Source organism: Pseudomonas kielensis (assembly GCF_014236655.1).
GTDB lineage: Bacteria > Pseudomonadota > Gammaproteobacteria > Pseudomonadales > Pseudomonadaceae > Aquipseudomonas > Aquipseudomonas kielensis.
Genome location: NZ_JACMYG010000011.1, coordinates 93,118 through 108,719 on the forward strand (window position 1 = coordinate 93,118; position 15,602 = coordinate 108,719).

The following is a 15,602-nucleotide window of genomic DNA, read 5'->3' on the forward strand; positions in this document are numbered from 1 at the left end:
CTACCTCAGCCGTTGGGCCCTACTGTCGCAACGATGGTCACTTGCTTGTTGTCAGGAATTTCCTGATAGGCCAACACATGCAACCCCGGGACTGCCAGGCGTCCAAACCGCGAGAGCATCGCGCGGACCGGACTTGCGACCAACAGAATCACCGGGTGACCTTGCATTTCCTGACGCTGGGCCGCGTCGATCAACGAACGCTGCAGCTTTTCGGCCATGCTTGGCTCCAGCAAGACACCCTCGTCGGCGCCCTGCCCTGCCTTTTGAATACTATTGAGCAATATTTGTTCCAACCTTGGCTCCAAGGTGATCACAGGCAGCTCGGACTCAGTGCCTACAATGCTTTGCACGATAGCGCGGGACAGACCGACACGCACGGCCGCGACCAAAGCGGCGGTATCTTGACTCTTGGTGGCATTGTTGGCGATCGCCTCGGCGATGCTGCGGATGTCGCGTACCGGCACCTGTTCGGCCAACAGCGCCTGCAGCACCTTGAGCAGTTGCGACAGCGACAGGACACCTGGCACCAGCTCCTCGGCCAGTTTTGGCGAGCTTTTGGCCAGCAATTGCAGGAGTTGCTGGACTTCCTCGTGACCGATCAGCTCGCTGGAGTGCTTGTACAGAATCTGGTTCAGGTGCGTGGCCACAACCGTACTGGCATCGACCACGGTGTAACCCAGCGATTGCGCCTGGGAACGCTGGCTGACTTCGATCCACACCGCCTCCAGGCCAAAGGCCGGATCTTTGGCGGTAATCCCGTTGAGGGTACCGAACACCTGCCCCGGGTTGATCGCCAGCTCGCGGTCCGGGTAAATCTCCGCCTCGGCCAGGATCACCCCCATCAACGTCAGGCGATAGGCGCTGGGTGCCAGGTCGAGGTTGTCGCGGATGTGCACCGTGGGCATCAGGAAGCCCAGGTCCTGGGACAGCTTCTTGCGCACGCCCTTGATCCGCGCCAGCAATTGCCCGCCCTGGTTGCGATCCACCAGGGGGATCAGGCGGTAGCCGACCTCCAGGCCAATCATGTCGATCGGCGTCACGTCGTCCCAGCCCAACTCCTTGGTTTCCATGGCCCGCGCGGGCGAAGGCAGCAGTTCCTGCTGGCGCTGGACCTCTTCCAGGGCCTTGACCTTGATGGTGTTCTGCTTCTTCCAGAACAGGTAGGCACCGCCTGCCGCAAGGGCCGCCATGCTGAGGAAGGCGAAGTGTGGCATGCCCGGGACAATCCCCATCACCGCCATCAGGCCCGCCGAAACGGCCAGGGCCTTGGGCGAGGCGAACATCTGCCGATTGATCTGCTTGCCCATGTCTTCGGAGCCCGAGGCACGGGTCACCATGATGGCCGCCGCGGTGGACAACAGCAGTGATGGCAATTGCGCCACCAAACCGTCACCGATGGTCAGCAAGGCATACACCCGGCCGGCATCGCCAAAGGTCATGCCGTGCTGGAAGATCCCCACCGCCATGCCGCCAATCAGGTTGATGAACAGGATCAACAGGCCGGCAATGGCGTCGCCGCGCACGAACTTGCTGGCACCGTCCATCGAGCCATAGAACTCGGCTTCCTGGGCGACTTCAGTACGACGGGTCTTGGCCTGGCCCTGATCGATCAGGCCGGCGTTGAGGTCGGCGTCGATCGCCATCTGCTTGCCGGGCATCGCATCGAGGGTGAAACGCGCGCTGACCTCGGAAATCCGCCCGGCGCCCTTGGTCACCACCACGAAGTTGATGATCATCAGGATCGCAAACACCACGATACCGACCACGTAGTTACCGCCAATCACCACCTCGCCGAAGGCCTGGATCACCTTACCGGCGGCGGCGTGGCCGTCCTGGCCGTGCAGCATCACCACCCGCGTCGACGCCACGTTGAGCGCCAGGCGCAGCAGCGTCGCCACCAGCAAAATGGTCGGGAACACCGCAAAATCCAGGGGCCGCAAGGCGTACACACAGACCAGCAGCACCACGATCGACAGGGCAATGTTGAAGGTAAAGAACACGTCGAGCAGGAACGGCGGGATCGGCAACATCATCATTGCCAGCATGACCAACAACAACAGCGGCACACCCAGATTGCCTCGTGTGAGGTCTGCCATGTTGCTGCGGGCATTGTTGATTAGTTGAGAGCGATCCACCGGTATTCCCCGTTCCTTGAAGCAAACTTTTGACGCCAGAAGCGGGCGCAGGGCGGCTACTGCAAGAAGCTTTCCAACTTTGAAAAAGATTGAAACACGACAGCGCCCGCGGGCGGATTGGCGAGGACGTCGCCCTCGAGCGCAGCCATGCAAGCCCGGCAACGGCCAATGAGCGGGGCAATCATTGGCGACGAGGTGAATGCGCTGAAAGTTTATGTAACAAAACGGCTGCAGGACTCACCAGATCAAGCGCTCGGGTTAATTCTCGGTTAACGCACCCCCAAGAGCATTGCCGGCGATAAACAAACCCGGCAAGTAGCTTTATCTAACCCTCGCCCCCCCCAAGCGCTGAGTGACGCCCCATTACCCGGCATAGAAATTTTGAGCGAATGAAAAAGCCCACTTAACCGTTTGATTATTTTTTTGCGCGCAGTCCTGACACCCAGGCGCACATCAAATTTCATTCAACAAAAAGAGGGAAATACCAATGCTGGAAAAGGAAAACACGGGATACACCCGTATTGCCAAGTGGTTGCATTGGAGCATGGCATTCATTTGGATGGTGAGTTGGGGGCTTGGCATCTTGGCTACCCACTGGCGCGACACGCTGAACCCCCAGCATGAACTCACGTTCTTGCACAAAGCACTGGCCAGTACGCTACTGCTCCTGATCGTTGCGCGAGTCACCTGGCGATTGAAGAATCCCCCGCCAGCCTTGCCTGAAAGCATGTCCGCACTTGCGAAGCGTGGAGCGATGATCGGACATATCTTGCTCTACGCCATTGCCCTGATTGCCTTGCCCTTATCAGGTTGGTATTGGAGCTCGGTTGCAGACAAACCCATTCTTGTGGCGGGCCTGTTCCTTTTACCTCCGCTGGTCGATCCCGCCCCCGATCTCTACGACCTGGCCAAGTACATTCATACCTGGACATCGTGGTTCTGTGGCGCGTTGATCGGCGGGCACTTATTGGTTGCGCTGAAGCATCACTTTGTCGACAAGGACAACATCCTGGCCGGAATGCTGCCCAGTAAGAAGCGTCGAGTGAAGTAGAGGGTTTTCGCAGGAAAAAGATCGGAGCCGCCTCACCCCCCACATGGAACATGCACGCCCGTGGGGTTTGCCATGGCTTCGATCTTTTGCTTTTCAGCGGATCAGGAATCGCGCCGCAAATCCTCTGGGATCGGCACGTCGTCCTTGAACGGCTCCGGCCGCTTGCCTTTGCCGGCGCGGAACTGACGGATCTGGTAGACGTAGGCCAGCACCTGGGCCACCGCCAGGTACAGCCCGCCCGGGATCTCCTGGTCCATTTCGGTGGAGTAGTAGATCGAGCGCGCCAGGGCCGGCGACTCGAGCAATAGCACATTGTTGCTGACCGCGATTTCGCGGATCTTCAGGGCCAGGAAGTCGCTGCCCTTGGCGACCAGCATCGGCGCGCCGCCTTTGTCCGGATCGTATTTGAGCGCCACCGCATAGTGGGTCGGGTTAGTGATGACCACGTCGGCGTCGGGAATGGCCGCCATCATCCGCCGCTGGGACATATCGTGCTGCAGTTGCCGAATGCGCTGCTTGACCTCGGGACGCCCTTCCTGGTCCTTGTGCTCGTCGCGGATTTCCTGCTTGGTCATCAGCAGCTTCTTATGGCTCTGGTACAACTGCACCGGCACGTCGACGGCGGCAATCAGGATCAGCCCGCAGGCCATCCACAGCGTGCTCCAGCCCACCAGTTGCACACTGTGGATAATCGCCTGCTCCAATGGTTCATGGGCGATGCGCAGCAGGTCGTCGATGTCGGACTTCAACACGGTCAACGCGACGAACAGGATCAACAGGAACTTGGCCAGCGCCTTGAGCAGTTCGATCACCGCGGTCGAGGAGAACATGCGCTTGAGGCCATTGGCCGGGTTCATCCGGCTGAATTTGGGCGCCAGGCTGCTGCCGGCGAACAACCAGCCCCCCAGGGAAATCGGGCCGATCAGCGCGGCCAGGAGCAAGGTAATCAACACCGGCTGCACGGCGATGATCGCGATCTTGCCTGAGTGCAGCAGGTACTGGCCCATGGCACCGGGGCTGAGCAGCACATCGCGGGGCAAGCTGAAGTTCAGGCGCATGATTTCAAGTAAATCCAGGGCCAGGCCACCGCCGTAGATCAGCAGGCCTCCGGCACCGGCGAGCATCACCGCCAGGGTATTGAGCTCCTTGGAGCGGGCAATCTCCCCCTTCTCCCGGGCGTCCTTTTTCTTTTTGTCCGTGGGCTCTTCGGTCTTGTCCTGGCCACTCTCGCTCTCGGCCATGGCTTAGCGCGCCTGAGCCATATCGCGCAGCAACTGCAAAGCCTCGGTGGCCAGCGGTTGATACTGATTGAGAATGTCGCCCAGGCTGATCCAGAAGATCACCAGGCCCAGCACCAGGGTCAGCGGAAAGCCGATGGAGAAGATGTTCAACTGCGGCGCCGCGCGGGTCATGATGCCGAAGGCAATGTTGACCACCAGCAACGCGGTGATCGCCGGCAGTACCAGCAGCATGGCCGCACCCAGCACCCAGCCGAGCTTGTTGGCGATATCCCAGAAGTGATTGACCAGCATGGCGCTGCCCACCGGCAAGGTGGTGAAGCTCTCGGTGACCACTTCGAACACCACCAGATGGCCATTCATGCCGAGAAACAGCAGGGTCACCAGCATGGTCAGGAACTGCCCGATCACCGCCGCCGACACGCCGTTGGTGGGGTCGACCATGGACGCGAAGCCCATGCCCATCTGGATCGAGATGATCTGGCCGGCAATCACGAAAGCCTGGAAGAACAGCTGCAGGGAGAACCCCAGCAGCCCGCCAATCAGGATCTGTTCGGCAATCAGCAACAGGCCGCTCAAGTCCAGCGCATTGACCGTGGGCATCGGCGGCAGGCTGGGGGTGATCACCACGGTGATCGCCAGGGCGAAGTACAGGCGGATGCGCTTGGATACCAGGGTGGTGCCGATGATCGGCATGGTCATCAGCAGTGCCGCCACCCGGAACAGTGGCAGCATGAAACTGGCCACCCAGGTACTGATCTGCGCGTCGGTCAGCGCCAGCAGCGACATAGCCTAGCCGATCAACTGCGGAATACTGCCGTACAGGCGCAGGATGTATTCCATGAAGGTTTGCACCAGCCACGGGCCGGCAACGATCAGCGTGACCAGCATCACCAAAAGGCGCGGCAGGAAGCTGAGGGTCTGTTCGTTGATCTGGGTCGCCGCCTGGAACATCGCCACCAGCAGGCCCACCAACAGGCTGGGCACCACCAGCACCGCGACCATCACGGTGGTCAGCCAGAGCGCTTCCCGGAACAGGTCTACCGCTACTTCAGGCGTCATATCGGGCCACTCGCTCGCACCAGGCTAAACACCGCCGAAACTGCCGGCCAGGGTGCCGATGATCAGCGCCCAGCCGTCCACCAGCACAAACAGCATGATCTTGAACGGCAGCGAAATGATCAGCGGCGAGAGCATCATCATACCCATCGCCATCAGCACACTCGCCACCACCAGGTCGATGATCAGGAACGGGATGAAGATCATGAAACCGATCTGGAACGCCGTCTTGAGCTCCGAGGTGACGAAGGCCGGTACCAGGATGGTCAGCGGCGCCTGATCCGGCGACGCGATGTCGGTGCGCTTGGACAGGCGCATGAACAACTCGAGGTCGCTGCTGCGGGTCTGGGCCAGCATGAAATCCTTGATCGGCACCTGGGCCTTGGCCACGGCATCCTGGGCGGTCATTTTTTCCGCCAGATACGGCTGCAAGGCGTCCTGGTTCACTCGGTCGAAGACCGGCGCCATGATGAACAGGGTCAGGAACAGCGCCATGCCGGTGAGAATCTGGTTCGACGGCGTCTGCTGCAGGCCCAGGGCCTGACGCAGGATCGAGAAGACGATGATGATCCGGGTGAAGCTGGTCATCAGCATGACAAACGCCGGGATGAAACTCAGCGCGGTCATGATCAGCAGGATCTGCAGGCTGACCGAATATTCCTGGGCACCGTCGGCATTGGTGCCCAGGGTGATCGCCGGGATCGACAGCGGATCGGCGGCCAGCGCCAGGGGCGCGGTCAGCAACAGGAGCAGCGTCAGGAGGAAACGCAACGGCATTACTTCTTATCCTTGTCTTTACCCAGCAACTCCATCAGGCGCTGGGCAAACTCGGGGGTGGCCTGCTCGGTGCCGGGCACCTGCACTGGCTCTTTGAGGACATGCAGCGCACTGATGGTGCCCGGCGTCAGGCCCAGCAGAATCTGCTCGTTGCCGACCTGCACCAGGACCAGCCGGTCCCGCGGGCCGAGGGCGCGCGAACCGATCAGCTCGATCACCTGACCCTTGCCCGCCGGCCCTGCCTGCTGCACCCGGCGCAATAGCCAGGCGAGGAAAAAGATCAGGCCCAGCACCAGCAGCAGACCCAGCACCAGCTGCGTCAACTGCCCGGCCACCCCGCCGCCGACCGCTGGCGCAGCCACGGCCGCCACCGGCTCGGCCGCCATCACGCAACCAGGCAAGGCCAGCAACCCACCGAGTAACCTGTTCACTCAGCGCAGCTTCTTGATGCGTTCGCTTGGGCTGATCACGTCCGTCAGGCGGATGCCGAACTTCTCGTTGACCACCACCACTTCGCCATGGGCGATCAGCGTGCCATTGACCAGCACGTCGAGGGGTTCACCCGCCAGGCGATCGAGTTCGATCACCGACCCCTGGTTGAGCTGCAACAGGTTACGGATGTTGATGTCGGTACTGCCGACTTCCATCGAGATCGATACCGGGATGTCCAGGATCACGTCCAGGTTCGGACCGTCCAGCGTCACCGGGCCGTTGTTTTTCGGCACGCTGCCGAACTCTTCCATCGGCAGACGGTTGGACGGCGAACTGGCCGCATCGGCCGCCAGCAGGGCATCGATGTCGTCCTGTCCGACATCACCGGCTTCTTCCAGCGCGGCGGCCCATTCATCAGCCAGGGCCTGGTCGTCCTGGGCATTCATATCGTTAACCATCATTTGTCCTCGGCGGGCAGCAAGCATTTAAAAACGAGTGGAGAGCAACGCCGCTCAGCGGCGCTCGATGGGTTCGATCACTTGCAACGCCAGGTTGCCCTTGTGGGACCCCATCTTGACCTTGAAAGCCGGCACGCCGTTGGCGCGCATGATCATGTCTTCGGGCATGTCCACCGGGATCACGTCGCCCGGCTGCATGTGCAGAATGTCGCGCAGGCGCAACTGGCGGCGCGCGACGGTGGCACTCAAGGGCACATCGACGTCCAACACGTCCTGGCGCAGGGCGTTGACCCAGCGCTCGTCCTGGTCGTCGAGGTCGGACTGGAAACCGGCATCGAGCATTTCCCGGACCGGCTCGATCATCGAGTACGGCATGGTCACGTGCAGGTCGCCGCCGCCCCCATCGAGCTCGATATGGAAGGTGGAAACCACCACCGCTTCACTGGGCCCGACGATGTTGGCCATGGCCGGATTCACTTCCGAGTTGATGTACTCGAAATTGACTTCCATGATCGCCTGCCAGGCTTCCTTCAAGTCGATGAAGGCCTGCTCCAGCACCATGCGCACCACGCGCAATTCGGTGGGGGTGAATTCACGCCCTTCGATCTTGGCGTGACGTCCGTCGCCGCCGAAGAAGTTATCCACCAGCTTGAACACCAGCTTGGCATCGAGAATGAACAGGGCCGTGCCGCGCAGGGGTTTGATCTTGACCAGGTTGAGACTGGTGGGCACGTACAGCGAATGCACGTACTCGCCGAACTTCATCACCTGCACCCCGCCCACGGCCACATCGGCCGAGCGCCTAAGCATGTTGAACATGCTGATGCGGGTGTAGCGGGCGAAACGTTCGTTGATCATTTCCAGGGTCGGCATGCGCCCCCGGACGATCCGGTCCTGACTGGTCAGGTCATAGCTTTTGACGCTGCCCGGCTCGGCAGCGGCGTCGGTCTCAACCAGACCATCGTCGACGCCATGCAACAGCGCGTCGATCTCATCTTGGGACAGCAGGTCTTGCACGGCCATGTCGTGTTCCTACTGCAGTACGAAATTAGTAAAGAGCAACTGCTCGACCACCACTTTGCCGACTTCTTTCTGCGCCACTTCCTGCACACTGGCAGTGGCTTTCTGGCGCAGCATTTCCTGGCCGACCGGGGTGGCCAGGTTGTCGAAACTCTGCCCGGAGAACAGCATCACCAGGTTGTTGCGGATCACCGGCATGTGCACCTTCAGGGCGTCCAGATCGGCCTGGTTACGGGCCTGCAGGGTAATGCTCACCTGCATGTAGCGCTGGCGGCCGTTCTGGTTGTAGTTGGCGATGAAGGCCGGCGCCATGGCTTCGTAGATGGCCGCAGGCTTGGCATTGCCGGCCGCATCGGCCGCAGGCTCAGGCTTGCTCTGGGCACCGTGCATGAAGTACCAGGTCGCGCCCACGGACAAACCGATCGCCAGCAACAAGGCCGCGGCAATCACCAGGATCAGCTTGAGTTTGCCTTTGCCGGCGGGATCTTTTACTGCTGCGTCGCTCTTCGCCATGCCAATAATCCGTCACTATTCGGGTTTTCACAGTCGCACGGCAAGGCAAGAGCAAGTGTTATGCCAGAAGTGTCGGGGGACCCGGATTGCATAGATCCTGTAGGCGCGCGAGCGCACTTGCGGACTTCGCCAGCAGGCTCACACAGTGGAAATTTGCACACCGGTAAAAACCGGCAGGTCGCCGTGCTCTGGCTGTTGATCTTGATCCACCGGCCCCATCGGCAGGCTGAGCGAAGGTGTCCATCTGGGGGAGGCGTGGAGCGCCGTGCGGCGAAGCCGCATACATCCAGAGGAGGTGCAGCGAAGCAAACCGGAGGCGATGCCCCGGGATGGATACCGTAGCGAGGGGCCGTACGCCTGGGGCAAGCGTTTTTTTGCTGGGCCTGTCTCCTGGCAGCGGACGCCAAGAAGCTGGTTATCCAGCCTTCTGCCTCAAGCCTTCGGCAACCCCCACAAGGGTCAATCAAGCGTAATAGTCGACCACACTGGAGCCCATCACACGGGTGGCGCTGGCGGCGACTTCAGCGATGCCGGCCGGCGATTCATCCGCCATCGGCTCCAGTCGGTTGGCAGTGGCCGAGGTGCGGGCACCCTGCCCCTGCTGCGCCTGCTCCTGAGAGCCACGGGACTGGTCGGAGACATTGACGTCGACCTGCCCCATGCCCTGCTGCGCGAACATCTCGCGCAGGCGATGCATCTGCCCGTCCAGCGCTTCGCGCACGCCAACGTGGGCGCTCATGAAGGTGACCTGGGTCTGCTGGTCGGGAATCATATTGACGCGGATATCCAGGCGCCCCAGCTCGGCGGGCTGCAACTGGATGTCCGCCGCCTTGAGGTTAGCGCTCGACAGGTACATGACCCGGTTGACCACCTCTTCGGTCCAGCCGCTCTGGTGCATGGCAATCGGCTGATTGACCGGCAGCGCATTGGCGGTTTTCGCCGTGGCGGCCTGGGTCAGCGCAGCCAGGCGGTCGGCAAAACCTTCCACCCGGGTGTCGCTGCTAGCGGCCTTGAGGTCCTTGAGGCCTTCGTCGATCAGGCCGCTGAAGGCCTTTTCGCCGCCCTCGCCCGCACCGTCCTGCTCCGCTTGCAGGCCGAGCATACTGGCCATGCCTGCGGCGAAGGTCTGCGTCGTGGTCGGCTCGCCGTCGAGCTGGGCGGTCGCAGGCGGGGTCTTGGCTTGAGCCTGGCTGGAGGCGGACAGATGACCGCTCTGCTCCATCGCCAGGCGCACTGCCGGCAAGCTATCCAGCGGATCGGCCTCAGGATCGAACGCCGGACCGCTGACCGCCTGCGTGGTGGCCAGCAGCGCCGCCTCGATGGCCGGGTCTACGGTGGCAGGGGTCTCGACTAAGGGGACAGGGACGGGGACCGGCGCCGGGGTTGCGGCCTGGGCCTGCGCCGGATCTACCGCAGCGTCTTCAACCACTGCACCAGGCTCGGTGTCGGAGGCCTCTTCAGGCGCCACTTTTTCGGCGGGCAAGGTTTTGCCGCTAGCGGCAACCGCTGGGGCCGAGGCGGCAGGTTTGTCCCCACGGCCCGGGTGGTCCGGGACCTTGTCACGCAGTGGTTTAGCCCCCACATCGGCCGCCGCCAAGGACTTGCCCGCCCCCTGGCCGGCAAACACCCGGGCGAAGCCGGACGCCTTGTCCACAGGCGTCGCCGGGGCATTGGCCGAGGCCGACTGAGACTTGGCCTGTGTGCCAGCCTGAAGCAGGATGTTGGGGGAAAGGGGCATAGCGGTCTCCGCTGCACTGGAATCGTAGATACAGTTGAGCAAGAAGACTGCAAGGGTCGAGCCAGATTGCCCGGAAAAATGCTAACAGCAGCGATTGGACGAATCAGACGCCAGCGAGCGCTGCCGTTCGGCTTCATACAGAGGGCGCACCAAGGCGAACTCGCCATCGATTTCACCCACCAGCTTGGCCAGGCCCTCGGGGGCTTTTTCCTGGGCGCGCTGTTCCAGCTCATGGCACAGCCTGGCCAGGCGCAACGCGCCCATGTTGCTGCTGCTGCCTTTGAAACTATGGGCCGCGCTGACCAGCTGCGCCGCATCGTGCGCCTCGCGCAGCACTTGCAGACGCTCTTCGGAGTCCGCCAGGAAGGTGTCCAGCAACACCGGGTAATCCTCTTCCATGACTTCCTGTAACGCACTGAGTACGTCACGGTCCAGATGGGTATCGGTCACTTGCTCGCTCCTTGATCAAGAATGGAGGGGATTATGCCTGAGCCCCCCAGGAAAACTCCACGCGCGCCCGCCGGCCGTCGTCGGACCAACTGGCATTGCGGCTCAACTGGCGGATCAGGCTGACGCCACGACCCGATAAACGACCGATGTCCAGCGGCCGGTCCATCACGCGCTGCACATCAAAGCCATGCCCACTGTCTTCCACTTCAATCACCAGGCAACCGCCCGTGCCTTGCGGCGCGACCTGCACGTGTACCCGCAGATAGCCCTCTTCCAGTTGCTCCAGGCGGGCGTTGCGCAACTGATAGTAGCGCGCAAACCCGTGGACATCGCGCTTGAGGCTTGAATCCAGGCCCAGCACACCATGCTCCAGGGCATTGGAGTACAGCTCGGCCAGCACACTGTGCAGCGCCGCACTTTGCACCCGCAGGCCATGCACCTCCAGCAGCAACTGCAACAGATAGGGCAACGGGTCGAAGCGCTTGAGGGACTCGGCACGAAACTCGAAGCTCAACGACCAGTCCAGCGGGCTGGACTGGCCACTGTCGGAGTAGACCAGGGCTGGCGGCGTAAGCTGGGCCGGCTCCACCAGACTGATTTCCAGCATGCTCACGTCATCCCGGGCCTGGCCGCCAAAATCGCGCAGCGCTTGTTCGATCTCCTCGAACAACTGCCCGGGCTCAAGGTTATCGGCAAACACCTGCATCAAACGCTCGACGCCAAACAGCTGCTCGGTGCTGTCACAGGTATCGATCACTCCATCCGTCAACAGCAACACGCGATCGCCCAGGGCCATCGGGAACACTTCCGTGCGGTCGTCGAACGCCTGGGCACTCAACACGCCCAGCGGCAAATGCCGTGACTTCAGCGGCCGGCGCTCGCCACTGGCGATGTCATGCAGGTAGCCGTCGGGCATCCCACCGTTCCAGACCTCGGCCGAACGGCGCTGGAAACTCAGGGACAACAGGGTGGCGCAGCAAAACATGTCCACCGGCAGGATGCGCTTGAGCTTGGCATTCATCTCTCGCAGGATCTGCGCCAAGCCGAAACCCTTGGCCGTCATCCCGTAGAACACCTCGGCCAGGGGCATGGCGCCCACGGCCGCCGGCAACCCGTGACCGGTGAAGTCACCGAGCAGCACGTGCATGTCCCCAGCCGGGGTGAACGCCGCCAGCAGCAGATCACCGTTGAACAGCGCATAAGGCGATTGCCGGTAGCGGATGTTCGGGGCGCTCAGGCAACCCGAGTGGGCGATTTTATCGAACACCGCCTTGGCCACACGCTGTTCATTGAGCAAGTACTGATGGTGGCGGACGATCTGGTCGCGCTGCTCCAGCACCGTGGCCTGCAAACGCCGCAAGCGATCCATGGCTTTGATCTTGGCCGCCAGCACCACCTGGTTATAGGGCTTGGCCAGAAAGTCGTCACCGCCCGCCTCCAGGCAGCGGGCCAGGCCTTCGTCCTCGCTAAGCGACGTGAGGAAGATGATCGGCACCAGGGTTTGCCCGGCCAATTGCTTGATCTGGCGCGCCGCGTCAAAGCCGTCCATCACCGGCATCAGTGCGTCCATCAGCACCAGGTGCGGGCGCGCCTGGCGGTATAGATCCACCGCTTCGGCGCCGTTCGCCGCCAGCAGCACCGCGTGGCCCTGCCGCCGGACGATACCCGACAGCAGCAGGCGATCAGCCGCGCTGTCTTCGACGATCAGCACCGTCAGGGGCTCGAACGGCGGGGCCAGGTCGCTCAAGTGATGTCGAACAGCTTGTCGAAATTGGAGATGGCGAGGATTTTTCGCACGTCGGAACTGCTGTTGATCAGCCGCACATCGGATTCGTCACCGCCGGCATGATCGCGCAGCAACAGCAGCATGCCCAACGCCGAACTGTCGAGATAAGTGGCTTCCTTGAGGTCGACCACCACCGCGTTGGGCCGCTGATTGTCGATCTGCCCGAAGGAGTCGCGAAATTCCTGATGCTTGGCAAAATCGAAGCGACCCTTGATCGAGATCGTCAGCTTTTGCCCGTCCTCGGAGACTTTCGTATTGACTGACATGCTAGAGCTTCCTTGTCTTTGGCAATCGTGTACAAGGTTTAGCACTTGTACAGGGCATGAGCAAGGCAGCCCATCGGCCCGCGTCACTCAACGATACGGACTCTCCCGGGGCAGGCGCTGGGACAGTTCATCGAGCAGCTTCTGCTCGCGCTTGTCCTCCAGTTGCCGGGCCTCGTCGATGTAGCGCTGCACCAGCTTGCGCAAGCCTTCGACCCGGGCGTAGGCCTGTTGCCAGCCGTCGCGCGCCTTGTCGAGGTTGTTCTGGTGCCAGGCCAGGCTTTGCCGCTGCTGGTCGATGGCGGTGCCCAGTTGTGCGAGGAAGCCCTGGTAACCCAGCAGCCATTGCCCGGACACCCCTTCACGGCCGCGCTCGACCCAGCGTTCCAGGTATTCGAGGCGAAATCCGTCGAGGTCGGCCAGCTTGTTTTCCGCCAGCCGCACCTGGCCCTGGAAGTAGCCCAGGCGCTGGGCGGCGGTCTTCTCGGCTTTTTCCGCCATGTCGACCACCGGCGCCAGGCGCGCTGCTCGGCTCTGGGCCATGGCAGATTAGCCTCCGGCTGCCGGAGCGAAGATGGTTTCCAGGTGAGCGTGGCTTTCGCCCAGGCTGATGTTGTCGTTGAGGCCCTGGCGCAGGTAGCTGACCATGGTCGGCTGCAGGGCAATGGCGGTGTCGGTCTCGCGATCGCCACCGGCCACATAGGCACCGACGCTGATCAGGTCGCGGCTCTGTTGATAACGCGACCAGAGCTGCTTGAAATATTGGGCGCGACGCATGTGCTCGGGCGAGACCACCGAGGGCATGACCCGGCTGATGGACGCTTCGATGTCGATGGCCGGGTAGTGCCCCTCTTCGGCCAGGCGCCGGGACAACACGATGTGGCCGTCGAGCACACCCCGCGCCGAGTCGGCGATCGGGTCCTGCTGGTCGTCGCCTTCCGACAGTACGGTATAGAACGCCGTGATCGAGCCACCGCCCGCCTCGGCATTGCCCGCGCGTTCCACCAGTTTCGGCAGCTTGGCGAACACCGAAGGCGGATAGCCCTTGGTCGCTGGCGGCTCGCCGATGGCCAGGGCGATTTCCCGCTGGGCCTGGGCAAAACGGGTCAGCGAGTCCATCAGCAACAGGACGTTCTTGCCCTTGTCGCGAAAATATTCGGCGATGCGCGTGCAGTACATCGCCGCGCGCATCCGCATCAGCGGCGCATCGTCGGCCGGCGAAGCCACCACCACCGAACGCTTGAGGCCTTCTTCGCCGAGGATGTGCTCGATGAACTCCTTGACCTCCCGGCCCCGCTCACCGATCAGCCCGACCACAATGATGTCGGCTTCGGTAAAGCGGGTCATCATGCCCAGCAGCACACTCTTGCCCACGCCGGTACCGGCGAACAGGCCCAGGCGCTGGCCGCGACCGACCGTGAGCAAGCCGTTGATCGACCGAATGCCGACGTCCAGCGGCACGCTGATGGGGTCGCGGTTGAGCGGGTTGATGGTCGGGCCGTCCATCGGCACCCAGTCCTCGGCCTTCATCCCGCCCTTGCCGTCCAGCGCCCGACCGGCACCGTCGAGCACCCGCCCGAGCATGCTCATGCCCATCGGCAGGCGGCCATTGTCCGCCAGTGGCACGACCCGCGCGCCCGGGGCGATCCCGGCGACGCTGCCCACCGGCATCAGGAATACTTTGTTGCCGGAAAACCCCATGACCTCGGCTTCGACTTCGACCGGGTGATAGCTGTCGTCGTTGATCACCCGGCAGCGGCTGCCCATGGCGGCGCGCAAACCTTCAGCCTCGAGCGTCAGGCCGACCATGCGCAACAGGCGCCCTTCAAGGACCGGCTGGCCTGGCAACTCAACCGCGGCGGCGTAGCTGCCCAGGCGCTTGGCAAAACTGGTGCGATCAAGGCGCATCTGGGTTGACCGGCGGAGCTACGGCAGACAGGTCCAGGTGCAAATCCGCGGGCGCCGGGTGCAGCGCCTGCTCGTGCAACTGGTCAAGCAACTGGGCCATGGCCTGGGTGATGCGGGTTTCCACCGTCGCATCGATCCGGCTGTGCTCGGTCTCGACCCGGCAACCACCGGGCAACAGCGCCTCGTCCTCGACGATGCGCCAGGTTTCCTCATGGCGTTCGCGCAGCGCTTTGACCTGGGCAAAATCCTGCGGATTGACGTACAGGCGCACGTTCGCAACCCCCAGCGGCAGCAGCTTGAGGGCTTCGCGCATGACGTGTTCCAGCTGGCTCGAGTCGATGGCCAGCTCGCGCTGGATCACCTGCCGGGCAACGTGCTGAACCAGCGTCACCAGGCCCTTTTCAATCTGCGTGTCCTGCTCGGCGATGGGCTCGAACAGATTGGCCATCAGCCGCTCCAGGCTGGCCAGCTTGCCATTGAGGGCCACTTCGGCTTCCTGGCGAACCTTGAGGGTGGTGCTGTGAAAACCTTCTTTCTCGCCGGTGGCAAACCCTTCGTTCCAGGCTTCCTGGCGAATGCTCTCGAGTTCTTCCAGGGTCAGTGGCTGGACTTCCTCCAGCGGCACTTCTTCCATCTGCGGTGGTTCTGGCTCGGGCTCAGGCTCGGGTTCCGGGACGTACGGGTCAAAACTGGGCAGCGCCCAGATGTCGAGCCCGCTGACATCACGCGCACGAATCAGGTCGCTGGGCGACTCATCACTCTTGGCTGCCATAG

General features: G+C 62.4%; 17 protein-coding genes. 1 reads left to right on the plus strand and 16 read right to left on the minus strand.

Going from position 1 to position 15,602, the window contains the following annotated elements; translation table 11 throughout:
• Positions 1–5: 5 nt before the first annotated feature.
• Positions 6–2,135, minus strand: a complete 2,130-nt coding sequence (flhA, locus tag H7995_RS13360; protein ID WP_166592935.1) for a flagellar biosynthesis protein FlhA — start codon at positions 2,133–2,135, stop codon at positions 6–8.
• A gap of 487 nt (positions 2,136–2,622) precedes the next feature.
• Between flhA and H7995_RS13365 the strand changes: the two genes are divergently transcribed.
• Positions 2,623–3,186 (plus strand): cytochrome b, encoded by a 564-nt coding sequence (locus H7995_RS13365; protein WP_178117426.1) that lies wholly within the window; start codon positions 2,623–2,625, stop codon positions 3,184–3,186.
• Between the two features lie 101 nt (positions 3,187–3,287).
• Here the strand turns inward: H7995_RS13365 and flhB are convergent, their stop codons facing one another.
• The 15 genes from flhB to fliH all read right to left on the minus strand — a co-directional run bounded on the left by flhB (position 3,288) and on the right by fliH (position 15,600).
• The gene (gene flhB, locus H7995_RS13370) at positions 3,288–4,427 is read right to left on the minus strand and encodes a flagellar biosynthesis protein FlhB (RefSeq protein WP_166592934.1); all 1,140 of its coding nucleotides are present in this window, start codon (positions 4,425–4,427) and stop codon (positions 3,288–3,290) included.
• Positions 4,428–4,430: 3 nt separating this feature from the next.
• Complete coding sequence (fliR, locus tag H7995_RS13375) at positions 4,431–5,213, minus strand: flagellar biosynthetic protein FliR (protein WP_166592933.1); 783 nt, start codon at positions 5,211–5,213, stop codon at positions 4,431–4,433.
• Between the two features lie 3 nt (positions 5,214–5,216).
• Positions 5,217–5,486, minus strand: a complete 270-nt coding sequence (gene fliQ, locus H7995_RS13380; protein ID WP_027621022.1) for a flagellar biosynthesis protein FliQ — start codon at positions 5,484–5,486, stop codon at positions 5,217–5,219.
• A gap of 24 nt (positions 5,487–5,510) precedes the next feature.
• The gene (gene fliP / locus H7995_RS13385) at positions 5,511–6,260 is read right to left on the minus strand and encodes a flagellar type III secretion system pore protein FliP (protein WP_166592932.1); all 750 of its coding nucleotides are present in this window, start codon (positions 6,258–6,260) and stop codon (positions 5,511–5,513) included.
• Positions 6,260–6,646 (minus strand): flagellar biosynthetic protein FliO, encoded by a 387-nt coding sequence (fliO, locus tag H7995_RS13390; protein WP_166592947.1) that lies wholly within the window; start codon positions 6,644–6,646, stop codon positions 6,260–6,262. Before fliO ends, fliP begins: the two co-directional genes overlap by 1 nt.
• 45 nt (positions 6,647–6,691) lie before the next feature.
• On the minus strand, positions 6,692–7,150 hold the full coding sequence (gene fliN / locus H7995_RS13395; protein ID WP_166592931.1) for a flagellar motor switch protein FliN: 459 nt from the start codon (positions 7,148–7,150) through the stop codon (positions 6,692–6,694).
• A gap of 54 nt (positions 7,151–7,204) precedes the next feature.
• Entirely contained in the window at positions 7,205–8,173 is a 969-nt protein-coding gene (fliM, locus tag H7995_RS13400) for a flagellar motor switch protein FliM (RefSeq protein WP_166592930.1), read from the minus strand.
• Positions 8,174–8,182: 9 nt separating this feature from the next.
• Positions 8,183–8,683, minus strand: a complete 501-nt coding sequence (gene fliL / locus H7995_RS13405) for a flagellar basal body-associated protein FliL (RefSeq protein WP_166592929.1) — start codon at positions 8,681–8,683, stop codon at positions 8,183–8,185.
• Between the two features lie 463 nt (positions 8,684–9,146).
• Complete coding sequence (locus H7995_RS13410) at positions 9,147–10,421, minus strand: flagellar hook-length control protein FliK (RefSeq protein ID WP_185818473.1); 1,275 nt, start codon at positions 10,419–10,421, stop codon at positions 9,147–9,149.
• Positions 10,422–10,502: 81 nt separating this feature from the next.
• Positions 10,503–10,871 carry an Hpt domain-containing protein gene (locus H7995_RS13415; protein ID WP_166590490.1) on the minus strand — a complete coding sequence of 123 codons (369 nt, stop codon included), beginning with the start codon at positions 10,869–10,871 and terminating at the stop codon, positions 10,503–10,505.
• Between the two features lie 31 nt (positions 10,872–10,902).
• Positions 10,903–12,609, minus strand: a complete 1,707-nt coding sequence (locus tag H7995_RS13420; RefSeq protein ID WP_166590557.1) for an ATP-binding SpoIIE family protein phosphatase — start codon at positions 12,607–12,609, stop codon at positions 10,903–10,905.
• 5 nt (positions 12,610–12,614) lie between these two features.
• Entirely contained in the window at positions 12,615–12,923 is a 309-nt protein-coding gene (locus H7995_RS13425) for an STAS domain-containing protein (protein ID WP_166590491.1), read from the minus strand.
• An 87-nt stretch (positions 12,924–13,010) separates the two neighbouring features.
• Entirely contained in the window at positions 13,011–13,463 is a 453-nt protein-coding gene (fliJ, locus tag H7995_RS13430; RefSeq protein WP_166590492.1) for a flagellar export protein FliJ, read from the minus strand.
• Between the two features lie 6 nt (positions 13,464–13,469).
• Positions 13,470–14,828: a flagellar protein export ATPase FliI gene (fliI, locus tag H7995_RS13435; protein WP_095169983.1), complete on the minus strand. Its 1,359-nt coding sequence runs from the start codon at positions 14,826–14,828 to the stop codon at positions 13,470–13,472.
• Positions 14,818–15,600 (minus strand): flagellar assembly protein FliH, encoded by a 783-nt coding sequence (fliH, locus tag H7995_RS13440; RefSeq protein ID WP_185818474.1) that lies wholly within the window; start codon positions 15,598–15,600, stop codon positions 14,818–14,820. Before fliH ends, fliI begins: the two co-directional genes overlap by 11 nt.
• Positions 15,601–15,602: the final 2 nt, after the last annotated feature.

What these genes read in the sequence shown, in the direction of transcription:
- H7995_RS13365 (WP_178117426.1), top strand. Translation starts at nt 2,623, where the DNA reads ATGCTGGAAAAGGAAAACACGGGATACACCCGTATTGCCAAGTGGTTG.
- fliR (WP_166592933.1), bottom strand. Translation starts at nt 5,213, where the DNA reads ATGTCGCTGCTGGCGCTGACCGACGCGCAGATCAGTACCTGGGTGGCC.
- fliI (WP_095169983.1), bottom strand. Translation starts at nt 14,828, where the DNA reads ATGCGCCTTGATCGCACCAGTTTTGCCAAGCGCCTGGGCAGCTACGCC.
- fliH (WP_185818474.1), bottom strand. Translation starts at nt 15,600, where the DNA reads ATGGCAGCCAAGAGTGATGAGTCGCCCAGCGACCTGATTCGTGCGCGT.
- fliJ (WP_166590492.1), bottom strand. Translation starts at nt 13,463, where the DNA reads ATGGCCCAGAGCCGAGCAGCGCGCCTGGCGCCGGTGGTCGACATGGCG.
- H7995_RS13410 (WP_185818473.1), bottom strand. Translation starts at nt 10,421, where the DNA reads ATGCCCCTTTCCCCCAACATCCTGCTTCAGGCTGGCACACAGGCCAAG.
- fliQ (WP_027621022.1), bottom strand. Translation starts at nt 5,486, where the DNA reads ATGACGCCTGAAGTAGCGGTAGACCTGTTCCGGGAAGCGCTCTGGCTG.
- H7995_RS13425 (WP_166590491.1), bottom strand. Translation starts at nt 12,923, where the DNA reads ATGTCAGTCAATACGAAAGTCTCCGAGGACGGGCAAAAGCTGACGATC.
- flhB (WP_166592934.1), bottom strand. Translation starts at nt 4,427, where the DNA reads ATGGCCGAGAGCGAGAGTGGCCAGGACAAGACCGAAGAGCCCACGGAC.
- fliO (WP_166592947.1), bottom strand. Translation starts at nt 6,646, where the DNA reads ATGGCGGCCGAGCCGGTGGCGGCCGTGGCTGCGCCAGCGGTCGGCGGC.
- fliM (WP_166592930.1), bottom strand. Translation starts at nt 8,173, where the DNA reads ATGGCCGTGCAAGACCTGCTGTCCCAAGATGAGATCGACGCGCTGTTG.
- fliL (WP_166592929.1), bottom strand. Translation starts at nt 8,683, where the DNA reads ATGGCGAAGAGCGACGCAGCAGTAAAAGATCCCGCCGGCAAAGGCAAA.
- fliP (WP_166592932.1), bottom strand. Translation starts at nt 6,260, where the DNA reads ATGCCGTTGCGTTTCCTCCTGACGCTGCTCCTGTTGCTGACCGCGCCC.
- fliN (WP_166592931.1), bottom strand. Translation starts at nt 7,150, where the DNA reads ATGGTTAACGATATGAATGCCCAGGACGACCAGGCCCTGGCTGATGAA.